This window comes from Kitasatospora humi (assembly GCF_020907985.1).
In the GTDB taxonomy this organism is placed as follows: Bacteria; Actinomycetota; Actinomycetes; order Streptomycetales; family Streptomycetaceae; genus Kitasatospora; species Kitasatospora humi.
Genome location: NZ_JAJJPA010000063.1, coordinates 15,404 through 38,742 on the forward strand (window position 1 = coordinate 15,404; position 23,339 = coordinate 38,742).

19 protein-coding genes, 1 tRNA gene and 1 other RNA gene are annotated in these 23,339 nt (G+C 72.0%); 14 read left to right on the forward strand and 7 right to left on the reverse strand.

The genetic code is table 11. The features are described 5' to 3' along the window. Positions 1-139 precede the first annotated feature (139 nt). Positions 140-508 (forward strand): effector-associated constant component EACC1, encoded by a 369-nt coding sequence (locus tag LN042_RS32980; RefSeq protein ID WP_230055123.1) that lies wholly within the window; start codon positions 140-142, stop codon positions 506-508. 32 nt (positions 509-540) lie between these two features. Beyond that, positions 541-1,638: a caspase family protein gene (locus LN042_RS32985; protein WP_230055124.1), complete on the forward strand. Its 1,098-nt coding sequence runs from the start codon at positions 541-543 to the stop codon at positions 1,636-1,638. Positions 1,639-2,076: 438 nt separating this feature from the next. Here the strand turns inward: LN042_RS32985 and LN042_RS32990 are convergent, their stop codons facing one another. The 4 genes from LN042_RS32990 to LN042_RS33005 all read right to left on the reverse strand — a co-directional run bounded on the left by LN042_RS32990 (position 2,077) and on the right by LN042_RS33005 (position 7,505). Beyond that, entirely contained in the window at positions 2,077-3,825 is a 1,749-nt protein-coding gene (locus LN042_RS32990; protein ID WP_230055125.1) for a relaxase/mobilization nuclease domain-containing protein, read from the reverse strand. Further along, the gene (locus LN042_RS32995; RefSeq protein WP_230055126.1) at positions 3,815-4,705 is read right to left on the reverse strand and encodes a hypothetical protein; all 891 of its coding nucleotides are present in this window, start codon (positions 4,703-4,705) and stop codon (positions 3,815-3,817) included. Before LN042_RS32995 ends, LN042_RS32990 begins: the two co-directional genes overlap by 11 nt. 220 nt (positions 4,706-4,925) lie before the next feature. After that, positions 4,926-5,723 carry a DUF2637 domain-containing protein gene (locus tag LN042_RS33000; protein WP_372495860.1) on the reverse strand — a complete coding sequence of 266 codons (798 nt, stop codon included), beginning with the start codon at positions 5,721-5,723 and terminating at the stop codon, positions 4,926-4,928. Positions 5,724-6,182: 459 nt separating this feature from the next. Then, positions 6,183-7,505, reverse strand: coding sequence for a DUF3631 domain-containing protein (locus tag LN042_RS33005; protein WP_230055127.1), 1,323 nt, complete (start codon positions 7,503-7,505; stop codon positions 6,183-6,185). 396 nt (positions 7,506-7,901) lie between these two features. On the opposite strand from LN042_RS33005, the gene LN042_RS33010 reads away from it, so the two are divergent. The 3 genes from LN042_RS33010 (at position 7,902) to LN042_RS33020 (ending at position 10,431) form a co-directional block, all read left to right on the forward strand. Next, on the forward strand, positions 7,902-8,423 hold the full coding sequence (locus LN042_RS33010; protein ID WP_230055128.1) for a helix-turn-helix domain-containing protein: 522 nt from the start codon (positions 7,902-7,904) through the stop codon (positions 8,421-8,423). A 447-nt stretch (positions 8,424-8,870) separates the two neighbouring features. Beyond that, positions 8,871-9,176, forward strand: a complete 306-nt coding sequence (locus LN042_RS33015; protein WP_230055129.1) for a helix-turn-helix domain-containing protein — start codon at positions 8,871-8,873, stop codon at positions 9,174-9,176. Between the two features lie 10 nt (positions 9,177-9,186). Continuing rightward, positions 9,187-10,431: a tyrosine-type recombinase/integrase gene (locus LN042_RS33020; protein ID WP_230055130.1), complete on the forward strand. Its 1,245-nt coding sequence runs from the start codon at positions 9,187-9,189 to the stop codon at positions 10,429-10,431. A 100-nt stretch (positions 10,432-10,531) separates the two neighbouring features. On the opposite strand, the gene LN042_RS33025 is transcribed toward LN042_RS33020, so the two are convergent. Continuing rightward, positions 10,532-10,616, reverse strand: a tRNA-Ser gene (locus LN042_RS33025). A 130-nt stretch (positions 10,617-10,746) separates the two neighbouring features. On the opposite strand from LN042_RS33025, the gene ffs reads away from it, so the two are divergent. The 9 genes from ffs to LN042_RS33070 all read left to right on the forward strand — a co-directional run bounded on the left by ffs (position 10,747) and on the right by LN042_RS33070 (position 20,042). Then, an RNA gene (gene ffs / locus LN042_RS33030) (signal recognition particle sRNA small type) lies at positions 10,747-10,843 on the forward strand. 48 nt (positions 10,844-10,891) lie between these two features. Beyond that, complete coding sequence (locus LN042_RS33035; RefSeq protein WP_230055131.1) at positions 10,892-13,270, forward strand: DNA polymerase III subunit gamma and tau; 2,379 nt, start codon at positions 10,892-10,894, stop codon at positions 13,268-13,270. 162 nt (positions 13,271-13,432) lie between these two features. Next, positions 13,433-13,771 carry a YbaB/EbfC family nucleoid-associated protein gene (locus tag LN042_RS33040; RefSeq protein ID WP_230055132.1) on the forward strand — a complete coding sequence of 113 codons (339 nt, stop codon included), beginning with the start codon at positions 13,433-13,435 and terminating at the stop codon, positions 13,769-13,771. 299 nt (positions 13,772-14,070) lie between these two features. Further along, entirely contained in the window at positions 14,071-14,670 is a 600-nt protein-coding gene (recR, locus tag LN042_RS33045; protein ID WP_230055140.1) for a recombination mediator RecR, read from the forward strand. A 76-nt stretch (positions 14,671-14,746) separates the two neighbouring features. Further along, positions 14,747-15,409, forward strand: coding sequence for a DUF5063 domain-containing protein (locus LN042_RS33050; protein ID WP_372495861.1), 663 nt, complete (start codon positions 14,747-14,749; stop codon positions 15,407-15,409). Between the two features lie 403 nt (positions 15,410-15,812). Then, positions 15,813-17,093, forward strand: a complete 1,281-nt coding sequence (locus tag LN042_RS33055) for an aspartate kinase (RefSeq protein WP_230055133.1) — start codon at positions 15,813-15,815, stop codon at positions 17,091-17,093. Positions 17,094-17,424: 331 nt separating this feature from the next. Further along, a complete protein-coding gene (locus tag LN042_RS33060; RefSeq protein ID WP_230055134.1) occupies positions 17,425-18,060 on the forward strand; it encodes a SigE family RNA polymerase sigma factor in 636 nt (211 codons plus the stop codon). Continuing rightward, positions 18,053-19,219: a hypothetical protein gene (locus LN042_RS33065; RefSeq protein ID WP_230055135.1), complete on the forward strand. Its 1,167-nt coding sequence runs from the start codon at positions 18,053-18,055 to the stop codon at positions 19,217-19,219. Before LN042_RS33060 ends, LN042_RS33065 begins: the two co-directional genes overlap by 8 nt. A gap of 46 nt (positions 19,220-19,265) precedes the next feature. Beyond that, positions 19,266-20,042 (forward strand): SURF1 family protein, encoded by a 777-nt coding sequence (locus LN042_RS33070; RefSeq protein WP_230055136.1) that lies wholly within the window; start codon positions 19,266-19,268, stop codon positions 20,040-20,042. 49 nt (positions 20,043-20,091) lie between these two features. Here the strand turns inward: LN042_RS33070 and LN042_RS33075 are convergent, their stop codons facing one another. Continuing rightward, positions 20,092-21,903 carry a S9 family peptidase gene (locus tag LN042_RS33075; protein WP_230055137.1) on the reverse strand — a complete coding sequence of 604 codons (1,812 nt, stop codon included), beginning with the start codon at positions 21,901-21,903 and terminating at the stop codon, positions 20,092-20,094. Between the two features lie 45 nt (positions 21,904-21,948). Then, positions 21,949-23,339: MFS transporter (locus tag LN042_RS33080; protein WP_230055138.1), on the reverse strand; the 1,391-nt coding region annotated here is incomplete at its 5' end.

A 23,339-nucleotide genomic window follows, 5' to 3' on the forward strand; every position in this document is an offset into this window, starting at 1 on the left:
CTGCGTCGCATATCGCTTCGAACTTGAGCGCGCTGAGCCGAAAGCCCTGAGGATTGTCCGCTCGCTAGGGCAGGATTTGACGAGGGTGGGGCGCTCTTCGGGTCGTCCGGTCAAGTGGCGGACAAGCATGGAGGCAGTGATGCAGATCGAGCTCCGGGTGGACGGGGAGCAGCACGATGACGAGTTGCGCTCACTCCACGCCTGGCTGAAGCAGGATCGGGACGGGCGGGGCTCGAGCGAGCTCTCGCTGGTCGAGCGGTCGGCTGGTCCTGGTGCAATGGGCGGGATGCTGGACGTGGTCCAGCTGGTGACCGGAAACGTGTGGAGTGCGGCATCGTTCACCATCTCCTTGGTGACGTGGCGCCAGACCCGGCCACGATCACCACAGGTGACGGTCCGGCGCGGCGATGCCGAGGTAGTACTCACGAACGCCTCCGAGGCCGAGGTACAGCGCATCGTGGAACTGCTGTCGCGGGAGCTGCCAGCTGGCATCAGCGAGCAGGAATGAGGGGCCTGCCGGATCCAGCGACCTCGCGTGCGGTGCTGATCGGGGTTTCGCAGTATGTGCACCTCGCCGAGCTGCCTGCGGTCGCGAACAACCTGCCCGCACTGGCCGACATTTTCCGAGGGGCAAACGGGTGGTCCCTCGAACCGCAGCACTGCTCTGTGGTGGCCGAGCCGGCTGACCTGAACGCGATGCTGACGCCCGTAGCCCAGGCAGCGCGCGAGGCCGAGGACACATTGCTGATCTACTTCGCTGGCCACGGACTATTGGATGATCGCGGCGACTTGTTCCTCGGCCTCACGGGTTCGTACGCCGGACAAGCACACACTGGTGTGCCGTACTCGATGCTGCGCAGTGCGATCACCACGGGCCAGGCCCAGCGCCATGTGATCATCCTGGATTGCTGCTTCAGCGGCCGAGCGCTCGGCGTAATGAGTGGATCGATGGCCGACCATGCGCAGATCGATGGCAGCTACCTGCTGGCGGCAGCACCCGAGACCAAGCCGGCGTTGGCACCTCCGGGAGAACGCTTCACTGCATTCACTGGGGAACTACTCCAGACCCTGGAGAACGGCGTCGACGGAGCCGGGCCCTGGCTGGACCTGGAGTCGGTCTACCGGCAGCTGCTTCGGGCGTTGACTGCCAAGGGTCGCCCAGTGCCACAGAAGCGCGGCCGCAACACGGCGGGAGACCTGCTGCTGGGGCGCAACCGGGCGTACCAGGATGGTGCGGCCATGGGCCATGGAGCTGGCGAGGGCGGATTCCACTGGCCGGATCCTGTTGACGTCGAGTCGGCCGAGGAGTTCATCGGGGCACTCGGTCGGGTCCGGGCAGCCAGTGGTCGTACCGTGCAGACGGTCAGCCGGCTCGCACCCACCCCGGTCGCCGCCGGCACCATCAGTACTCTGCTCAACCGCACTACCGTTCCCCGGACCTGGCGAAGCATCCAGGCATTCCTGGGCGGCTGCGGCATGCCGGCGGATCAGATTCCGAGATGGCACGAGACCTGGCTGCGGCTGCGAGAACTGCCAGCGCAGCCAGCCGAGGGGGAACCAAGCGAGGCACCGCCGCAGCAGAAGGCCGTCCAGGCCCGGCGCCGTCTTCGGTGGATGAGCATGAACCGCAAGCCTTGAGCGCTCTGGCTCAGTGGCCGGACGCGCCTGAGGTCGCGGAGGCTGCTCCCGCCGAAGGGGTCGCTGTGGGATTTACGGCACTGGATCCGTTCTTCGAGCTGAGCAGGAGGACGAGAACGAACGCACCGATGCCGATCGCCCCGGCAAGAGTCAACGGCTTCGTCACCGGACCGCGCCTGCCGCTGGAACGGCTCACCCAGTGTCCTGCGCGGTAGTACTTGCCCGGACGACCAGCCATCTTCAGCCCCCATGCTCCCAACAGGCCTCCCGCCTGTCGCCATCGAGTGTGCCAACCCGTTCGACGGGGTGCATGAGCTTGGACTGGAGATGGCCGATAAGCGACCATCGCTCACCTGCGTGCGTGCTGGCGCTCCGTGATCGGTCAGCCCCGCGCCCCAGGCTGGCTCCGCCACCGCCACCCCGGATGGGCATTGCCAGTCAGCGTCGGCGGATCAGTTCGTTTGCGGCCGTGGCGACGGGCACGGTCGAGGTGGTGGCCGTGGGCGTCGCAGCAGCACTACCGGTGCTGCGGGCGCGTGCGGCCTGGGTGCGCTGGTCGATGCAGTCACTGGTGGCGTTGCGCAGGCGCCAGAGGAGGACTTCGGCGGGTCGGTCGGCGGTGGTGAGCTCCCGTTGCTGGGCGGCTTCGGTGAGGGCTCGGCGGGGTGGCTGGCCGGAGGATTCGGCCTGGGCGAGCGCGGTGGCGAGGGCGGGCCAGGACGGGTCGGCGAGGATGCGCTGGGCGTGGTCGGGGACGGCGGCCTGGACCTGGGCGGCGAGGCGGTCGGTGGTCTTGGAGGTAGGGGTGCGGCGGGTGAGGTCGGCGATGACCGGCTCGGCCGTCTGCCGGTAGGCGGTTCGCAGATGGACGAGGGACTGCTTGGCGGCGTGGGCTTGCTGCTGGTGGCCTCGGGTCTGGTGCCAGCGGGCAATGGCGATCACGACGAAGACGGCGGTGGACAGCAGGGCGGCGGCGGTGGCGCCGTCCTCGCCGGAGCCGGCGGTGTGCAGGAGTTGCTTGGCGGCGGTGCGGAGGGCTGCGGCCTGCTGGTGGTCGGCACGGACCTTGGATCGGGTGGCGCGGTTGAACGCGGTTGCGGCGGCTCGTAGTTCGGCGCGGGTGTGGGCGGGTGCGGTGAGGGCGGCGGTGTGGAGGAGTTCGCCGAAAGCGGCGGCCTGGGCCTGGACGACGGTGTCGAACGCGTCGACGCCGGGCACGTCGGGGTGGTGTTGGTCCTGGTAGGCGAAGCGGGCGGTCTCCCGCAGGGTGGTCTCGGCCTGTCGCCAGCGATCTGGTTCGACCATGCCCCGTGCGGGCGTGGTGGGCTGCTGGGCGGCGAGGCGTTCGCGCAGGCGGTTGATGGACAGGTCGGGGGAGAGCTTGGAGCCGCCGAAGTAGACGGGTTCGCCTTGGGCGTTGACGTCGCCGGGTCGGGCGAGGCTGTAGCCGATGACGTCGCCGCTCTCGGGTCCGATGCGGTAGCGGACCTGGATGCCGAGGGCGGTGAGGGTGGAGAAGTACTCCTGTTCGTCGCGGACGGCGGCGGCGACGGCTTGGGCCTGTTCCTGCAGCCACTGCTTGGCGGTCTGCTGGTGGCCGGTGCGCTGGGCCTTGGCCTGCTCAGCGCTGGTGGGCATCGGGGCGGCGGTGTGGTCGCCGGAGTTGAGCTGGCGCAGGCCGAGTTCTTTCTCGATCTTGCGGCACTCGGCCTGGGCACGTTGGCCGTCGCGCTTGTTGCGGGGCCGGCGGCCGTCCTCGCGGACGCTGGTGGCCATGATGTGGATGTGGTCGTCGGCGTGGCGTACGGCGATCCACCGGCAGCTCTTGTCGTCGCCATCGGGGGCGATGCCAGTGGCGTGGACGATCCGGCGGGCGACCTCGGCCCACTCGGCGTCGGTGAGGTAGCGGTCGCCCGGGGCGGTGCGGACGGGACAGTGCCACACGTGCTGTGGGACCGTCGCGCCCAGGCGCCTCTCGCGGGCGCGGACGGGCTGGTCGAGGTAGTCGGCCAGTTGGTCAAGGAGGTCATGGTGCTGGTCGAGGGGGGCTCGGCCGGGGTCGGGCAGGCCGGGCATGGCGAACGCGGCGACGATGTGCGGGTCGGTGTGCTCGTCGCGCCGGCCGGGGCCGAAGAGGTAGGAGAGCAGGCCGCGGGTGCGTGAGCCGGTGGAGACGTCAGGCACCACGGCGGCCTCCCGGCAGGACGCGCTGGTAAGCGTGACGGGCCTGGGTCGCGCAGGCGTGCAGCTCGGTCAGGACTTCCATGGCGCGTTCGGGGATCGGGCCGCTGTAGATCTCGACCATGAGCTGGTTGAGGTTGTTGCCGGCCCGGTCGATTGCCCGCTGGTGGGTGCCGATCGCTTCGGTGAGGAGGGCGATGGCCTCGTAGTCGGGCATGGGGACGAACGCATTGAGGCGGCCGGTCCGCATGTACGCCTGGGCGACGCTCATGGCGGAATCCGCGAGGAACGCGGATCGAGAGCGCTTGAGCTTCGTGGCGACGAAGTCGAGCAGTTCCTTCTCGGCCGGCTCGACCGAGCAGGTGATCTGGTCGTCGCGCTTGGTTCCGGAACGCGGCCGGTACATGCGTTCGGCAAGCGGAGCGGTGTTGTCGTCCACCGGAAGCGCGGGGCGGTCGAGCATCGGAACGCGCTCGTGGATGAACTCGGCAGGGGTCACGGTCGGCGCTTCACGCACGACGCGGTCGTCGGCATCGGCACGCTCGGCGTCGATGTCGTTGTGCAGCTCGGTGTCGTACGGGGGAAGTTCGTCCTGGTCGTGGCCGCCCTCGGTCATGACCTCCTGGTCCGGCGCGCCCTCGCGCCGGTCCTGCCCCGCCACCCCTGGGGCGGGGTCAAGCGCAAAGTCCGCGGCGCCAACGGCGTTGTGGACTTTGCCCCAGCTTGCTCCGTCGTCGTCGTGACCGTGGCCGGTCCAGGGCAGGGCCTGCTTGACGCGGGCGAATATGCCACCACGTCCGGGCTTGTCGCTACCGGTTCCGCGGGGCGGTGCTTCCTGCTCGGGCGTGGCGGTAGCAGGGGCGTGGTGGTGCTGCTGGTCGGGCACGGGGATCTTCCGGTTCTTCTGTGAGGGCAGGCGGTTGTCGGCTGGTGGGTGTTCGCCGGATGCGGTGTGATGGTCCGGCGGAAGAGGGGTTTGGCGGTGCCGGAGTTCCGGGGTCTCCGGATGGACGCTGGGGGAGTTCCGGTGAGCGTCGGTCAGCGCCGATGAGGGGCCGCTCGCCCGGTCCGGAAGCGGTCCGGTGCTCGGGCGAGCGGCGGGGGCGTCAGGCCGCCGAGGCGCTGGCTTGCGCGTCGGCCTGCCGGGTGGCCTGTTCGTCCTTGAAGCGCTGGGTCAGCTTGCTGAGGCGGTCGCTGGCGATGGGTATGCCGGCCTCGCGCAGGGCGGTCCTGATCACGGCCTGGGTGGGGCCGTGCTGTTCCACGGCTGGGCGAGCGATCTCGGCCAGCTCGTCCATCGAGGCGGCGGGCTTGCGGCCGGTGCGCCTGTTGCCCGGCACCGGTTCCCGGCTGTCGGGCCGGACGTCGTCGTCGGGCTCGGGCACCGGTTCGTCGGCGGGCAGGTCATCCTGCTCCGCGTCCGTCACCGGTGCGGACTCGGTTGCCAGTGCAGGCTCGGGGTTTTCGCGGAGCGGGAGTTCTCCCTCGGCGCTCTTCGAGTCGGTGGCGGTCGTGGTGGTGCGGGTGTGGGCGAGGAGGGTGCCGCCGAAGAAGGCGAGGGCGGGCCATCCGGCGACCAGGATCCGCAGCCAGGCGGGGACGTGGGCGAGGTCGAGGAGTCCGGCAGTGGCGACGTTGGCGCCGAGGGAGGCGGTCAGGGCGATGGCGAACCAGGTCCAGGCGGTGCCGGCGGGGCGGCCGGTGGTGCGCAGGGTTCGCATGCGGTGCCAGGCGGCGACGAGCAGCAGGTCGACCGAGACGGGGTAGGCCCAGGCTTTCCAGCCGTGTTGTCCGGCGGCGTCGGCGATGTCGTGGAGGTGGGCGAAGGACAGGGCGCCTGCGATGGCGGCCTGTACGAGGACGGCGTCCGGGCGGGGCATACGCGGTGGGGTGGTGGCGGTCATGCGGAAGGTGGTCCTCGCGGGTCGGGCGGTGGTGGTTTGTGGGATTGCCGTCTTTGCCGTCTTGCCGTCTTGGTGCTGCGGGACGGTCTGTGGGCTGGGGCGGGCTCGGCTGCCCGGGTGGTGCCGTGGACACGGCGGATTTCGGGTTCGGGGCGGTGCGGTATCCGTCTTGGGGCTCGTATCCGTCCCGGAGGCATGGCCTTTGAGCTGCGGTTTTACGGCAGGGACGGCTGGGACGGCACAAGACGGATGTGTTTCCCGTCCCGGCCAGGGCCCGCCGCTCGCGCCCCGGACGAGGGCGGCGGCGGGCCACTGGTGGGAGTGGACGGCTGCCGTCTTGGCGTGGGCCTGATCCGTCTTGGTGCGGATGCCGTTGCCGTCTTGGGGTGCCGTTCCGTCTTGGCGGCAGGCGCGGTGACCTGCGGTGTTACGGCAGGGACGGCATTGCGGGGAGGGTGGTCAGCCTCTGCTGCCCGCTGCGGTGGCGGTCACGGGGTGGACGGCGGGGCAGTAGCGGCGCCAGGCGTCGAGGAACTTGTTACGCAGGTAGCCCTTGCGCTGGGTGCCGTCGGGCATGCGGACGTTGCCGGAGGAGATGCCGAACTCGCGGAGCATCGCGCCGAGGCCGCGCGGGGTCAGCCCGCCTCGGCTGGTCTCGGCCCAGGGGGCCTCGGGGTCGCCGTTGAGGGTGAACAGCAGTTGGTCGGTGGCGATGCTGTCCGGCTCCCCGGCGGCGTGGAAGATCCGCCGGATGTCCGCGAGGATCCGCGCGCCGCCGGGGTTGTCCTCCTCGGTCTGGACCTCGGCGTCGACCATGCGCTTGCACGCCTGGCGGGCACGGCGGGGCCAGGGGCCTCCGGCGAGGTCGGCGATGATCACCAGGGGTTCCCAGGTGTCGGCGGCGCGGTCCTCGACCGGCATGGCGGGCTCCAGGCGCAGGGCCTGGTCAGCGAGGGGTGCGGTCCAGCGGGCGATCTTGTCGCGGATCGCGTGGAGGTCGGGGCTGTCGCGTTTGGTGCGGTACGGGGCGACGCTCTCGCCCTCGGCGCGGCGGCGCATGCGGATCACGATCGAGCGGTCCATGATCGTGTCAGGGAGGTCGCCGATGCCGGCGATGGCCGCCATGGCGAAGGTGTGGAACTTGCGCGGGGTGTGGTCGTTGCCGACCACCCGCAGCACGTAGCGGTCGCGCTGGTGCCCGGCGTTTAGCAGGCCGCGCATCTCCTCGTTCTTCTCGGCCATCTTCGGGCTGCCGAAGATGGTGTCCGCCTCGTCGACCAGCAGGGTGGGCGGCTCCTCGGTGATCGAGCGGAACACGGCGGCCGGGGTCGAGTTCACCGTCAGCACCGGCTGGTGGACGGTCTCGGTGAGCACGTCGAGCAGGCGGGACTTGCCGCAGCGCTTGGCCGGGCCGACCACGGCCAGACGCGGGGCGTGCTGCCACGAGCCCTGCAGGTGGGTCGCGGCGACCCACAGCGTGGCGGCGTCCAGGGCCTGGTCGGAGGGAAGGATCACGAACTTCGCGATCTGGGCCCTCAGCTGTGCGAGCAGGTCGGCGCCCTCGGTCGCCTCGGTGTCGGGCATCAGGTCGGTCCCGTCCGGGACGGTGGGCTCGGTGGGCGCCGCCTCGGCGTCGCGTCCACAGGCTGTGGACGCGAGGGCCTGCTGGGCGGGCAGGTAGGTGCCGGGCTCGCCGGCCTTGGCCACGGGTGGCCATGCGACAGCGGGCTTGTCCGCTGCGGGGGGTGTGGCGTCAGGCTGGGAGGCAGTAACCTCGGTCATGGAGATCCTCACTCGGCGGCTCCGGGGGGCAACCCGGTTCGCCGTAGGTCGACTGTCCTGGGATGGGCGGTGGCGAGGTTTTCGATCAGCCCCCGGTGTTCGTAGCGCCGGGGGCTTCGCGTTTTCCTGGGGGGCGTTCGGGCTGGCGCCCGGCCCGACTTAACCTCCTCTCGGTTGGTCATTTCATGCTGGCGAGGTCGAAAGTAGCTGGGCGCTGGTTCCTTGTCAAGCTATCAACGAATTGGTATCTCAACCTCTCTCGGCATTCATGCTGGCCGGTCTGATTCGTGAAGGTGTCGTGAAGGCCCAGTCAACCGCTTGGCGGTTGGGCTTTTCATGCTGCTACAGTCGCTCCTGCCGTCGCGTCGCGCTGCTCGCAATCGGAAGGAGGTTGGTATGGTCAACCCCATGGTGCATCGGTACAAGGCCCTGGAGGGCGAGGCCCTCGTGGCCCACAACCTGAAGGTCCTGCGCAAGGCCGCCCGCCTCTCCCAGGAGGACGTGGCTGAACGCATGACCCGGCTCGGCTTCAAGTTCCACCAGACCCAGGTCGCCAAGATCGAGAACGGAACCCGCCCGGTCCGCTTCGACGAGGTGATCGGCCTGGCCAAGGCACTCAGCGTCCCGCCGGCGAACTTCATGACCGAAGCCGTGGCCGGCCCGGACGAACCGGACTACGAGCTGCAGGAAGCAGGCTTCGCCGTCGAGAAGGCCGAGCAGGAGTGGAGAACCGCCCACGACCTCGAACAGGCCGCCAAGGCCCGGTACGACGAGGCCCTGCGCACGTACGAGGAGATCGCCGAACGGCTCGAAGCCCAAGGCGTCGACCTCGGCCCCTCCGGCGCCGAGCCCACGTGGTACCCGGCCCCCAACTCCCAGTGGGACCCGCTCCGCAAGGACCCCTCGGCCGACCGGTAAGCGAGCCCGCCCAGCTCGCCGCCTGGAGCATCCTCGCCGCGACCCGGCCGGAAACCTAAAAAGGCCAGACCGGCGCACGCGCCCAAGATCTTTTTTCGTTTCCGGCCGAAGCCGCCGTAGTGTGCCCGTCCCGCCCACCACTCCGCTGCCCGACCCTCGGCGCTACGAACGCTGAGGGCCGCCAGCTCAGGGATCGACGGCCTCGCGGAGCATCATCGCCGCGACCCGGCTCGCAACCTAAAACGCCCGACGCGGCCCATGCGGCCAAGATCGTTTTAGGTTCCGAGCCGAGACCGCCGTAGTGTGCCCGCCCCGCCCACCACCTACCCCGCTGCCCGACCCCCCGGCGCTACGAACGTCGAGGGCCGCCCGGCAGCCATCAACCCACCGCCCATCCCAACAGTCGCCACGGCGGCGCGTTGCCCCGCGCCGCCGGGAGGAACACCTATGCCCGAAACGCCCCTGTCCCTCGCGCGCCTTGCCGGCGCAATCGGCCTCACGGAGCACCAGCTCCTTGCCCTCGTCGCCAATTGCGGCACGGAGGTGCCGGACCCGACGCTCGTCGCCCTCACCGTGGAGGAAGCCGCCCGTCGTCTCGGCGTCGGCCGGACGACCATGTACGCCCTGGTCGCCTCCGGCGAAGTCCCGTCCGTGACGATCGGCCGTCTCCGCCGGGTGCCGGCCGAGGCGCTCAAGGAGTACGTGGCCGCCCGTACGCAGGCTGCCCCTTCGACCGTCGCGCTCGCGGCCTGAGGGGGAACCGATGGCGAACACCCGCAAGCCCAACGGCGACTCCTCGATCTACCAGGGCAGCGACGGCCGCTGGCACGGCCGCGTCACGGTTGGCGTCAAGGACGACGGCACCCCCGACCGCCGCCACGTCAGCGCCAAGACCCGCCCCGAGGTCACGGCCAAGGTCCGCAAGCTGGAGAAGCTGCGCGACAACGGCACCGTGCCCAAGGCCGGCCAGAAGTGGACGGTCGGCAAGTGGCTGACCCACTGGATCAAGGAGATCGTGCCCGGCACCGTCGGCGAGAACACCTACGCCGGATACGAGGTCGCTGTCCGCGTGCACCTCGTCCCCGGCCTCGGCGCGCACCGCCTGGAGAAGCTGGAGCCCGAGCACCTGGAGCGCTTCTACAAGAAGATGCAGGCCGCCGGCAGCGCCGCCGGTACCGCCCACCAGGCCCACCGCACCATCCGCGTCGCCCTCGGCGAGGCCCTGCGGCGCGACCACCTCACCCGCAACGTGGCCACGATCGCCAAGGCCCCGAAGCTCGAAGAGGAGGAGGTCGAGCCGTTCGAGATCGAGGAGGTCCAGGCGCTCATGGACACGGCGCGCAAGCGCCGCAACTCCGCCCGCTGGATCTTCGCGCTCGCCCTCGGCCTGCGTCAGGGCGAGGTGCTCGGGCTCCAGTGGAAGGACGTCGACTTCGCCCGAGGCGTCGCCTGGGTCAAGCGCGGCCGGCTGCGGCCCAAGTACCGGCACGGCTGCGGCGACCGCTGCGGGCGCAAGCCCGGCTTCTGCCCGCAAAAGGAGCCGATCCGCCGCGAGACCAAGGACACCAAGTCCCGAGCCGGGCGACGCGCGGTGCCCCTGCCCGAGCAACTCGTCGCGATCCTCCGGCAGCACAAGGAGGAGCAGGACCGCGAACGGGCCCTCGCCCGCGACCTCTGGACGGACAAGGGCTACGTCTTCACCTCGGAGACCGGCGAGCCGCTCAACCCCAGCACCGACTACCACCACTGGAAGCGGCTCCTGCGCGAGGCCGGCATCCGCGACGGCCGCCTCCACGACGCCCGCCACACCGCCTCGACCGTCCTCCTCCTGCTCGGCGTGCCCGAGCGGATCGTCATGGCGATCATGGGCTGGTCCTCGACCTCGATGGCCCAGCGCTACCAGCACGTCACCGAGCCGATGCTGAACGACGTCGGCAGGAAGATCGGCGCGGCCCTGTGGGGCGACGTCGGATCTGGCCCAGAGGAGCCCGGCGAAGACGCCGCCTGAGGCCCAGAACCCCAACTGAGACCAAAACTGAGACCACGACACGAAGAAGGCCCCGACCGGAAACCCGGTCGGGGCCTTCAACTGCCTTGCTAGGCAAAGGCGGAGGATACGAGATTCGAACTCGTGAGGGGTTGCCCCCAACACGCTTTCCAAGCGTGCGCCCTAGGCCTCTAGGCGAATCCTCCGTGGGAGAGCTTAGCCCATGTCGAGGGGTGCTCGCGAACCGCTATCTCGCAGGTGGGGAGGCGGGGGTTGCCTGCGGATCGGAGATGGGGGTGGTGGTCGGGGGAGCAGCGGGGATCCGCTACTCTTGTGGGCAGCCCCTCGTGTGGCGTTATCTCTCTGAACCCCCCCAGGGCCGGAAGGCAGCAAGGGTAGGAGGGCTCTGGCGGGTGCACGAGGGGTCCTGTCTTTTCGGGGGCCGACGCGTTTGTCGGTCTGTCCCGATATCGTCGGTGGCGTGTCCCTAGCTCTGTACCGCCGTTACCGCCCCGAGACCTTCGCCGAGGTCATCGGGCAGGAGCATGTGACCGCTCCGCTCCAGCAGGCCCTGCGCAACAACCGGGTCAACCACGCGTACCTGTTCAGCGGCCCGCGTGGCTGCGGGAAGACGACCAGTGCGCGGATCCTGGCGCGCTGCCTGAACTGCGCGCAGGGGCCGACGCCCACGCCGTGCGGTGAGTGCCAGTCCTGTCGGGACTTGGCGACCGGCGGGCCCGGGTCGATCGACGTGATCGAGATCGACGCCGCCTCGCACGGTGGCGTGGACGACGCGCGTGAGCTGCGTGAACGGGCCTTCTTCGCGCCGGTGCACAGCCGGTACAAGATCTTCATCCTGGACGAGGCGCACATGGTGACCTCGGCCGGGTTCAATGCGCTGCTCAAGGTGGTGGAGGAGCCGCCGGAGCACCTGAAGTTCATCTTCGCCACCACCGAGCCGGAGAAGGTGATCGGGACGATCCGGTCCCGGACGCACCACTACCCCTTCCGGCTGGTGCCGCCGGGGACGTTGCGGGACTACCTGGCCGAGGTGTGCCAGCGGGAGCAGATCCAGGTCGAGGATGCGGTGTTCCCGCTGGTGGTGCGGGCCGGCGCCGGCTCGGTGCGTGACTCCATGTCGGTGATGGACCAGCTGCTGGCCGGCGCCGGCGAGCAGGGCGTCACGTACCAGATGGCCACCGCGCTGCTCGGGTACACCGACTCGGCGCTGCTGGACGAGGTGGTCGACGCCTTCGCCGCCCAGGACGGGGCGACGGTCTTCCAGGTGATCGACCGGGTGGTCGAGGGCGGGCACGATCCGCGCCGGTTCGTGACGGACCTGCTGGAACGGCTGCGCGACCTGGTGATCCTGGCGACGGTGCTGGAGGCGGGGGAGAAGGGGCTGATCGACGCCCCGGCCGACCGGGTCGCGGTGATGCAGGCGCAGGCAGAGCGGTTCGGGGCGGCTGAGCTGAGCCGGGCCGCCGACATCGTCAACACCGGGCTGACCGAGATGCGCGGCAACGCGGCGCCCCGGTTGCAGTTGGAGCTGATCTGCGCCCGGGTGATGCTGCCGGGGGCCTACCAGGACGAGCTGTCGCTGATGGCCCGGGTGGACAAGCTGGAGCGCCGTGCCACGCTGGCGCAGGGCCAGGCGTTCCCGGGGGCGGCGGCGCCCGCCCAGGAGGCTGCGCCCGTCGTGGCTGCCGCACCCGTCGCCCCGGTGATGCCCGCTGCGCCGGCCGCGCCGCCGCAGGGCCAGGCTCCGCCCACGCAGGGTCAGCCGATGCACAGCCAGCCGATGCCCGCTCAGCCGGCCGCACCCCATTCAGCCGCACCCCAGTCGGCCGCACCCCAGCCGGCGGCCGCGCAGCCGGCCGCCCCGCAGCAGGCCGCCCCCGGCGCCTGGCCGATCCCGCGCAGCTTCCCCGCTCCCGGCGCACCCGCCGCCCCCGCGCCGGTGCCCGCCGCCCCTGCGCCCGTGTCTGCCCCCGTGGCCGCACCCGCACCCGCGCCGGCCCCGGTGGCCCAGCAGCCCCCCCAGCAGTCGGCGGCGCCCAACCCGCAGGCTCAGCAGGGTGCCGCCCAGGTGCGCCAGCTCTGGCCGCAGGTGCTGGAGGCGGTGAAGAACCGCCGCCGGTTCACCTGGATCCTGCTCAGCCAGAACGGCCAGGTGGCCGGTTTCGACGGCAGCACGCTCCAGGTCTCGTTCATCAACGCGGGCGCCCGTGACAGCTTCGTCTCCAGCAACAGCGACGAGGTGCTCCGCCAGGCGCTGGCGGACGCCCTCGGGGTGGACTGGCGGATCGAGTGCATCGTCGACCCCTCGGGCGGGGCGGGCAACGCCTCCGCGCCGCAGGCTTCTCCGCCGGGCGGCGGGGGAACCGGGGGAGCCGGGGGCGGCTGGGGCGCACCGCGACCCCAGCAGGCCGCGACGGCCACCGCGGTCGGCGGCCACCAGGCGGGCCAGGGCGGCTTCGGTGCACCGCCGGCGGCCCCGGGAACGCCTCCGGTCGGCCAGCCGCAGGCCGCCCCGGCCCAGCAGGTGCCCCAGGCGCCCGCCCAGGCACCTGTTCAGCCCCAGGCACCCGCCCAGGCCCAGGCGCCCACCCAGGCCTACCCGCCTGCCCGTACTTCGCCGCCCATGGCGGGGCCGCAGCCCGCAGCCGGGGGAGTCGCGGCGCCCCAGCCGACGGCGCCCGAGGACGAGTACCCGGACGACTTCCCGCCCGAGGACTACCCGGTGGAAGCGCACCCGGATGTCCCGTCCGGCCCGCCCGCCCATGGTCCGTCGGGCGAGGAGCTGATCATGCGGGAGCTGGGCGCCACCGTGCTGGAGGAGATCCAGCACGGCGGCTGAGCTGAGCGCCGGCAACCGGGGCGGCTGAGCTGAGGGCGGCAACCGGGCGGCTGAGCCACCGGGCCACCGGGCGGTGCGCGGTCGCCCGGCGACCGGCCGGGCCGGTCAGGACATAGGCTCGGCATGAAGGTGTCCGAAGCAGATCAGTCAGGAGAGTGACCCGTGTTCCCTGGTGGCGGGCAGCCCAACATGCAGGCGCTGCTGAAGCAGGCCCAGAAGATGCAACAGGACCTCGCCAAGGCCCAGCAGGAGCTGGCCGAGGCTCGGCTGACCGGTTCGGCGGGCGGTGGCCTGGTGGAGGCGACGGTGACCGGCAGCGGGGAGCTGACCGCGCTGAAGATCTCCCCGCAGGCCGTGGACCCGGACGACACCGAGACGCTGGCGGACCTGGTGCTCGCCGCCGTCCGCGACGCCGCCGCGGCCGCGCAGAAGCTGCAGGCCGAGCGGATGGGCCCGCTGACCCAGGGGCTGGGCGGCGGCATCCCCGGCCTCCCGTTCTGACCGCCCCCCGGTAGCCTGCGGGCGCCGCTGCGCCGCTGCGCCGGCAGTCGACGGGCGGGTGCGGGGTGCGCGCTGGCGACTGCGCGGTGCACCCGGACGGTTGCGGAGGCGAACCGAGGAGCAGCCGCAACAGGCCCCAAAGCGTTCGAAGAAGCGGCACAAGATCTGAACAACCAAAGATCAGGTCTGAACGTTTGACGACTTCAGGGCGCCGGGCGCTGTGCCCGGCGCCCCGATCGTTGGATGATGAGGACGAACACGACGACCGGCGCGATCAGCGCGGCAAGGAAGGCGGAGCGGTGTACGAGGGCGTGGTGCAGGACCTGATCGACGAGCTGGGCCGGCTGCCCGGTGTGGGTCCCAAGAGCGCCCAGCGGATCGCCTTCCACATCCTGCAGGCCGACCCGGTCGACGTCCGCCGGCTGGCGCACGCGCTGCTGGAGGTCAAGGAGCGCGTGCGCTTCTGCGTGACCTGCGGGAACGTGGCCGAGGCCGAGCAGTGCCGGGTCTGCCAGGACCCGCGGCGCGATCTGACGGTGATCTGCGTGGTCGAGGAGCCCAAGGACGTGGTGGCGATCGAGCGGACCCGCGAGTTCCGCGGCCGCTACCACGTGCTGGGGGGCGCGATCAGTCCGATCGAGGGCGTCGGCCCCGACGACCTGCGGATCCGCGAGCTGCTGGCCCGGCTCTCCGACGGGACGGTCGGCGAGCTGATCCTGGCCACAGACCCCAATCTGGAGGGGGAGGCGACCGCCACCTATCTGGCCCGGCTGTGCAAGCCGATGGGCCTGAAGGTGACTCGGCTGGCGAGCGGCCTGCCCGTCGGCGGGGACTTGGAGTATGCCGACGAGGTCACCCTCGGCCGGGCCTTCGAAGGGAGACGACTGCTCGATGTCTGAGAGGTCTGAGATGTCTGGAGCGACTGGGATGCCTGGAACGACTGGGATGTCCGCGGGTCCGACGGTGCAGCAGGCGATGTGGCAGCAGCCGGGGAAGCCGCAGGCGGTGCGGATGCCCGACGGCCTGCCGGAGCCGGACGACTTCGCGGTGCAGGTCGCGGACTCGGTCAAGAGCTTCGTGGTCGCCGTCACGGAGATCGCCAAGGGCGACGAGCCGGGCAGCGCGATCTCCCTCCTGCTCCTGGAGGTCTCCCAGTTGCTGCTGGCCGGCGGTCGGCTCGGCGCCGTCGAGGACGTGGTGCCGGACGACCGGTTCGAGCCGGACGCCGGTCCTGAGCCGGACGGTGTGGAGCTGCGCGAGAAGCTGGCGGAGCTGCTGGCCCCGATCGACGTCTACCACGAGGTGTTCGACCCCTACGGTCCGCCGGAGCGGCCGAACGCCTTCCGGATCTCGGACGACCTGGCCGGCGTGGTGAGTGACCTGCGGCACGGCTTGACGCACTACGAGGAGGGCCGGGTCAGTGAGGCGCTCTGGTGGTGGCAGTACTCCTACCTGTCCACCTGGGGCTCCAGCTGCACGGCGGTGCTGCGGGCGCTGCAGTCGCTGATCGCGCACGTGCGGATGGACAGCCCGATCGGCGCGGTGCCGGACGGCGCGGACACCGACGACGACGGCCTGACCGACGAGCAGCTGGAGCAGCAGGCCGGCGACCTGATGGCTGCCGAACTCGGGACCTGATCCCGAGCCCGCCCCTGCACGCGCCTCCTCGTCCCGGGCCCGCCCCCGCACGCCTCCCGTTCCCGAGCCCGCCCCCGCACGCCCCCACCGGACGGTCTACTGCGGAATTCCAGAAAAATCTCCGCGCGGATATTTCCAGCCCCACCCGGCCCTCGGCCTGAAATTCTCCTCCGCGGTTGCCCGGCCCTCCGCAGACCTGCCCGTTCGCCCGCCTGACGGGCGTTCAATTCGTGAAACAGCAGTCTCATCATATGGAAAGCGTCGGACAGGCCGCCCCTGCTCGGTAGACTGGCGGACGACCGCAGTACCCCCTGTCCGAGGGGGTCTGGGGGGATCGGGCGGCGCCACCCGCGTCGGTCGCCACCCCCGAAGACGACTTAGACGACTTAGTCGAGGAGCGCACGTGGGCCTTGTCGTGCAGAAGTACGGCGGCTCATCCGTTGCGGATGCCGAGGGCATCAAGCGCGTAGCCCGTCGAATTGTCGACACCAAGAAGGCCGGCCATGAGGTCGTCGTCGTGGTGTCCGCGATGGGCGACACGACGGACGAGCTCATCGAACTCGCCGAGCAGGTTTCCCCGATTCCTGCCGGCCGTGAGTTCGACATGCTGCTGACCGCTGGAGAGCGGATCTCCATGGCCCTGCTGGCGATGGCGATCAAATCCCTGGGACACGAGGCCCAGTCCTTCACGGGTAGCCAGGCCGGTGTGATCACCGACCAGGTGCACAACAAGGCGCGCATCATCGACGTCACGCCCGGCCGGATCCGCTCCGCGCTGGACGAGGGCAACATCGCGATCGTGGCCGGGTTCCAGGGCGTCTCGCAGGTGAGCAAGGACATCACCACGCTGGGCCGGGGCGGCTCGGACACCACCGCGGTGGCGCTGGCGGCGGCCCTCAAGGCCGAGATCTGCGAGATCTACACCGACGTGGACGGCGTCTTCACCGCCGATCCCCGGGTGGTGAAGAAGGCACGCAAGATCGACTGGATCGGCTACGAGGACATGCTGGAGCTGGCGTCCTCCGGGTCGAAGGTGCTGCTGGACCGCTGTGTGGAGTACGCGCGGCGCTACAACATCCCGATCCACGTACGATCGTCCTTCTCCGGTCTGCCGGGGACCATCGTCAGCAACACCAACCCGAACGAGCCCGAAGGGGGCGAGATGGAGCAGGCCATCATCTCCGGAGTCGCCCACGACACGTCCGAGGCGAAGGTCACGGTCGTCGGCGTCCCCGACAAGCCGGGCGAGGCCGCCCGGATCTTCCGCGCCATCGCGGACGCCGAGGTCAACATCGACATGGTGGTGCAGAACGTCTCCGCCGCCTCGACCGGGCTGACCGACATCTCGTTCACGCTGCCCAAGACCGAGGGCCAGAAGGCGATCGACGCGCTCGGCCGGGTCAAGGAGGGCATCGGCTACGAGTCGCTGCGCTACGACGACGCGATCGGCAAGATCTCGCTGGTCGGCGCCGGCATGCGGTCCAACCCCGGGGTCACCGCGACCTTCTTCGAGGCGCTCTCCGAGGCCGGCGTGAACATCGAGCTGATCTCCACCTCGGAGATCCGCATCTCGGTGGTCACCCGGGCCGAGGACGTGCCCGAGGCGGTCCGCGCCGTGCACAGCGCCTTCGGGCTGGACAGTGACAGCGACGAGGCCGTCGTCTACGGCGGAACCGGACGCTGACCCGCGCGGCCGGGGCGGTGAGCCGCTCCCGGCCGTGACCGGTGGCGCCGACCCCACCAACCGCGCCGACCCCACTGGTGCCACCGGTGTGGTCGGCGCGGTGCTGTCCGCTCCCGCTCCGCACCGGATGACGCCTGCGGCAGGATCCGGCTGGACCGGCGGCGGCGGACCTCACACCCCTGAGGCCCTCCCGGCCCCGTCCCCCGCCACGGTTGACCCCGTTTCGACATGCTTCCGGGCCGCGCTGCCCCCTTCCTGGTGGAGGGGGCTGCGCCGGGTACGGAAGAATGTCGGCCGAGCGGGGCAACCCTGAGGGGGGATCAAGTGTCCAATGGGCGTGACAGACCTGGCAGTGGTGGGTGCGGTGGCGAGGCCGCCCCGAGTGCGCCCGGCCCCGCAGAGCGGCGTGCGCCCGGATCCCGTGCGGCGACCCGTTGAGGCGGAGGTGACGGCGGCGGCCACCGAGCAGGTCGGCGCGAGCGTCGACCTGCTGACCACCACCTACCAGGCCCACTACCGCTCGCTGCTGCGGCTGGCGGCGCTGCTCCTGGACGACCAGTCCTCCTGCGAGGACGTCGTGCAGGAGGCGTTCATCCGGGTGCACTCGGCCAGGCGGCGGGTGCGGGAGCCGGAGAAGATCCTCGCCTATCTCCGGCAGACCGTGGTCAACCTCTCGCGCAGCACGCTGCGCCGGCGGATCCTTGGGCTGCGTCTGCTGCCCAAGCCGATGCCTGACATGGCCAGTGCAGAAGAGGGTGCCTACGATGCACTGGAACGCGACCAGTTGAAGGCCGCGCTGCAGCGCCTGCAGCGCCGCCAGCGGGAGGTCCTGGTGCTGCGTTACTACGCGGACCTGACGGAAGCCCAGGTCGCCGAGGTGCTGGGGGTCTCGGTGGGCGCGGTCAAGGCCTACGGCTCACGCGGCCTGGCGGCCCTTCGGGTGCTGATGGAGAGCGGTCATGACTGAGCAGCAGCACGACGGCACGGGCGCGGTGCCCGTGCCGGGCGGCCCGGAGCCGGGGCCCGACTCGGGCGAGGAGCAGGCGGTGCGGGCCCTGCTGCACCGTGCGGTGGCCGAGGTCCAGCCGTCACCCGACGCGCTGGCCCGGATCCGGCGTGCCGTGCCGGCCCGTCGTGCCCGCTACCGGCAGGCCTGGACGGGCGCGGCGGTGATCGTGGCGCTCACGGCCGTCGCCGTGCCCACCCTGAACCGCCTCGGCGCGCTGCAGCTCTCCGACGGCTCGGCGGCCGGTACGGCCGCCCCGAGCGGCACCGAGGCGGCCCGGCCCGCTGGTGCGGTGCACCGGACCAGCGGGCCGACCGTGCCCGTGCCGGTGCCCGGCGACGGCACGCCCAGCACGAGCGGTGCCGGCGCGTCGCCGACCACCGTCGGCCAGTCGGCCAAGCCCAGCAGCAGCGCCTCGGGCTCGCCGGCGCCGGCCGGTGCCGGCGCGGCGCCCAGCACGGCACCGGCCTGCGCCCGCGGCGACCTGGGCGGCGGCACCGTCACGACCGGTCAGGCCGACCCCGGCGGGCGGGTGTACGGTGCGTTCACCGTGACCAACATCTCCGGTCACCCCTGCCTGCTCGGCGACCCCGGCACGATCGGTGCGCTGGTCAGCGGCGGCGGCGCCGTCCGGGTGGTGCCGCACACCGCCGGCGACCCGGCGCCCGACCTGCCGGCCCCCGCGCCGGACAGCCCGCTGCTGCTGGCCGCCGGAGCGAACTACCGCATGGTGTTCGCCTGGGTGCCGGACACGCCCTGCCCGAGCACCGGGCCGGACCCGCAGACCACCGGCAGTGGCCAGCCCAGCGCGGCCGGGGCGAGCGCGAGTGCCGCCGCCGCCTCCCCGGGGGCGGTCAGCGGGGCCGGAGCGCAGGCCGGGGGTGCCCGGGACGCCGTGGCCTCCCCGGGGTCCGGGAGCGACGGCGGCGGCACCGCCGGACCCACCGGCCAGTCGGTTCCGCCCGCCTCGGCGTCCGCGAGCACACAGCCGTCGCCCGCGGTCACACCGGGCTCGCTGACCCTGACCTACCGCCCGTTGGGGGCGGCGCCGGACGTGGCGAGCGCCACCGTGGGCGGCGTCTGCGGCGGCGGCACCGTGTACCGCGCCGCCGTCCAGTAGCGCCCCCTGCGCAAGGGCGTGTGTGAAAGGTGGTTACCGTGGGGGTGTGTACCGGTTCCTCCTGACTCCGCGGTGGCTCGGCGGCACGGTCCTCGCGATCGCCGCCATCGCGGTCTGCCTGTGGCTCGGCACCTGGCAGCTGAGCCGGTTCGAGGCCCGGGCGGAGCCGCACCACGCCACCGCCGGAACCGGGCCGACCGGCGCCGCCAGCCCGTTGGAGTCCGTGCTGCCCGGCCCGGCGGCCAAGGTCAGCACGGTCACCGTGGGCCGCCCGGTGACGGTGACCGGCAGCTATGACGCGGCGCACCAGCTGGCCGTGCCCGACCGCGTCGTGGACGACCGCCAGGGTTACTACCTGTTCACCCCGCTGCGCACCGCCGACGGTCGGGCCGTGGCGGTGGTGCGCGGTTGGCTGCCCGGTGCGCCGCCGGCGCAGCTGCCCGCGCCGCCGAGCGGTCAGCAGACCGTCACCGGCCGCCTGCAGGCGCCGGAGACCGGCGACACCACGGGCGCGGTGGCCGGCGGCCTGCCGGCCGGACAGCTGGGCATGATCAGCCCGGCGTCGCTCGTCAACCTGCTGCCGTACCCGACGTATGACGGCTGGGTGGCCGCCGATGACGTGCCGGCCGGGATGACCGCCGTGCCCACCGCGCAGCCGTCCGGTGGCGACGGGCTGACCGCCCGGGCGTTCCAGAACCTCGGCTACACCCTGGAGTGGTTCGTCTTCGCCGGGTTCGCCGGCTTCATGTGGTTCCGGCTGGCCCGCCGGGAGGCGGAGGCCGCCCAGGACCGGGCGCTGGGCCTCGACCCGGTCCTGGAATAGCCTCCGGACAGCCTCCGGCGAACGGCCTCGTGCGGCCCCGGCGGTTCCGCTACGTCCCGAGGTGGCGGCGGACGAAGTCCAGCTCCAGCCGCAACTGCTTGATCCGCTCCTCGACCACCAGCGAGCCGTGCCCGGCGTCGTAGCGGTACACCTCGTGCGGGACGCCGAGCTCCTCGAGCCGGGTCACGTAGTTCTCGATCTGCCGGATCGGGCAGCGCGGGTCGTTGACGCCGGCGCTGATGTAGACCGGCACCCGGACCTTCTCCACGTAGCTCAGCGGCGACGAGGCGTGCCAGCGTTCCGGCACCTCCTCGGGCGTGCCGCCGAACAGCGTGCGGTCCAGCGAGCGCAGCGCCTCCATCTCGTCCGCGTAGGCGGTCAGGTAGTCGGCGACCGGGACCGCGGCCAGGCCCAGCGACCAGGAGTCCGGCTGCACACCGAGCCCGAGCAGGGTCAGGTAGCCGCCCCACGAGCCGCCGGCTAGCACCAGCCGCTGCGGGTCGGCCAGCCCGGAGGCCACCGCCCAGTCGCGCACCGCGCCGATGTCCTCCAGCTCGATCAGCCCGACCCGCTCCTTCAGCGCGTCGGTCCACGCCTGGCCGTAGCCGGTGGAGCCGCGGTAGTTGACCCGGACCACCGCGAAGCCGTGGTCCAGCCAGGCGGCCGGTCCGGCGGCGAAGGCGTCGCAGTCGTGGTGCGTCGGCCCGCCGTGCACCTCGAAGACGGTCGGGAACGGGCCGTCGCCCTCCGGGCGCTGCACCAGGGCGTGCACCCGCCCGCCCGGGCCGTCGACCCAGACGTCCTCGACCGGCACCGAGCCGGGCGGCACCGGACCGGCTGCCCGGAGCACCACCCGCCCGGCGGTCGAGCGGACCACCGACGGCTCGGCGGCCGACGACCACAGGTACTCGACGGTGCCGTCCGGGCGCGGCGAAGCCCCGGCCACGGTGCCGCGCGGAGTGTCCAGGCGGGTCAGCACGCCACTCGCCAGGTCGTAGCTGAACAGCTCGCTGCGGGCCTCGTACTCGTGCTCCACCAGCAGGGCGGTGGCACCGGGCCGCCACTGGGCGGAGACGTCACCGGGCAGCGTGCGGCCGTCCTCGGTGCGCAGCGCCAGCTCGGTCTCGGTGCCGGTCAGCGGATCCCAGACGACCGGCTCCCAGCGGCCCCGGCGCTGGTGGGCGAGGAGCAGCCGGCTGTCGCCGGGGACCGGCGCGAAGCCCAGGCAGGCCAGTCCCCGGGGCTCCTCGCGGCCCGTCACCTCGTCGAGCTCGGCCACGGTCCGGCCGTCGGCGGTGGCGACCACCCGGACCGCGTTGTGCATCGCGTCGCCGTGCTCGGTGTGGTCGATGGCGAGCAGCGTGCCGTCGTGCGAGAGGTCGCCGACTCCGCCGTACTCGGCGTGCCGGTAGATCTCCACGGCCTCGGTGGCGCCGGGACGCAGCAGGTGCAGGGTGGTGCCGTCCTCGTCGGTGGAGCGGCCGACCACCGCGGTGCCGTCCCGGCCGAGTGCCAGGCCTGCCTCGTAGGAGGGGGCCAGCCCCGGCACGGCGGGCTCGTCGGCGCCGCCCTCGAAGGGCTGGCGGCGCCAGATGCCGAACTCGTCGCCATCGGTGTCGTCGAACCACCAGACCCAGGCGCCGTCGGGGGAGAGCGCGGCGTCGGTGGTGCCGTGCGGCCGGTCGGTGACCTGGCGATGGCTGCCGGTGGCCCGGTCCCAGGCGTAGACCTGGTAGGTGCCGGTCGCGTTCGACACGTACAGTGAACGGTCGGGGGCGTCGTCCGCCCAGTCGGGGAGGGACACGCGTGCCGCCCGGAAGCGCTGCTCCCAGGCGGGCACGTGGTTCTTCTCGCTACTCATCCGAGTCACTCTGGCACGGGAGCCCTCGGGCTGGTCAACAGGGGCTCAGTTGCCGGACTCACCCGACCGGCCCGGCAGGCCCTGGACCAGCAGGGCCAGCAGCAGCTCCAGGGCCACCAGGGCCAGCAGGCTGAGGCTGAAGGCGTGGCCGAAGCCGTGCGCCAGGCTGCTGTAGAAGAGGTTGCCGAGCAGCGCGATCCCGAGCGCGCCACCCACCTGCTGGACGGTGGCGAGCACCCCGGCGGCCGAACCGACCAGCTGCGGGCTCACCCCGGCGAGCACGGTGCTGGTCAGCGGGCCGATCACCAGGCCCATGCCGAGGCCGTCGACGAACAGCCCGGGCGCCAGCCACCAGGCGCTGCCCGAGGTGCCGACCTCGGTGGCGGTGAGCGCCATCAGGCCCAGGCCCGCGGCGAGCACCACCGCGCCGAGCGCGATCGCCTGCCGGCCCAGCCGGGCGGCGACCCGGGGCGCCGCGACGGAGGTGAGCAGGTAGCCGCCGCCGATCGCGGTGAAGAGCAGCCCGGACTCGAGGGCGTTCAGTCCGTGGCCCTGCTGCAGGAAGACGGCCAGCACCAGGAAGAACGAGCCCTGCCCGAGGTTGAAGGCCAGCTGGCCCAGGAAGCCCAGGCCCGCCGCGCGGTCCCGCAGCAGCCGGAAGTCGACCACCGGATCGGTGGCGAACCGGCGCTGGTGCACCGCGAAGGCGGTGAAGAGCAGTGCCGAGCCGGCCAGGCAGAGCCAGGTCCAGAGCGGCCAGCCCTGCGACTGGCCCTGGATCAGCGGCAGCACCAGGGCCGTGACGGCGGCGGTGACCAGCGCGGTGCCGGGCAGGTCGAGCCGCTGACGCTGCGGGGCGCGGGACTCGGGGACGCAGCGGCGCACCATCGCCAGCGTGGCCAGACCCACCGGCAGGTTGATCAGGAAGCAGCTGCGCCAGCCGAGGCCGAAGAGGTCGGCCTGGATCAGCAGGCCGCCGATCAGCTGGCCGAGCACCGCACCGATGCCCATGGTCATGGCGTAGGAGCCGAACGCCTTGGCCTGCGCGGGTCCGCTGTAGGCGGTGCGCAGGATGGCCAGCACCTGGGGGCCGGTCAGCGCGGCGGCCAGGCCCTGCGCCACCCGGGCGGCGACCAGTGTTCCGGCGGTCGGGGCGAGGCCGCAGGCGGCCGAGGTGACGGTGAAGAGCAGCAGGCCGAGGGCGAACATCCGGCGCCGCCCGAACCGGTCGCCGAGCCGGCCGGCGGTGACCAGGCCGGCCGCCAGGGCCAGGCCGAAGCCGGCCACCACCCATTGGACGGCGGTGGGGCCGGCCCGCAGTCCGCTCTGCAGCGACGGTATGGCCACGTTGACGATGAAGAAGTCCAGGGTGGTCATGAAGGTGGCGGTGAGCACCACGGGGAGCAGGCCGCGCGGGGGCGCGGCGTGGGTGTCGA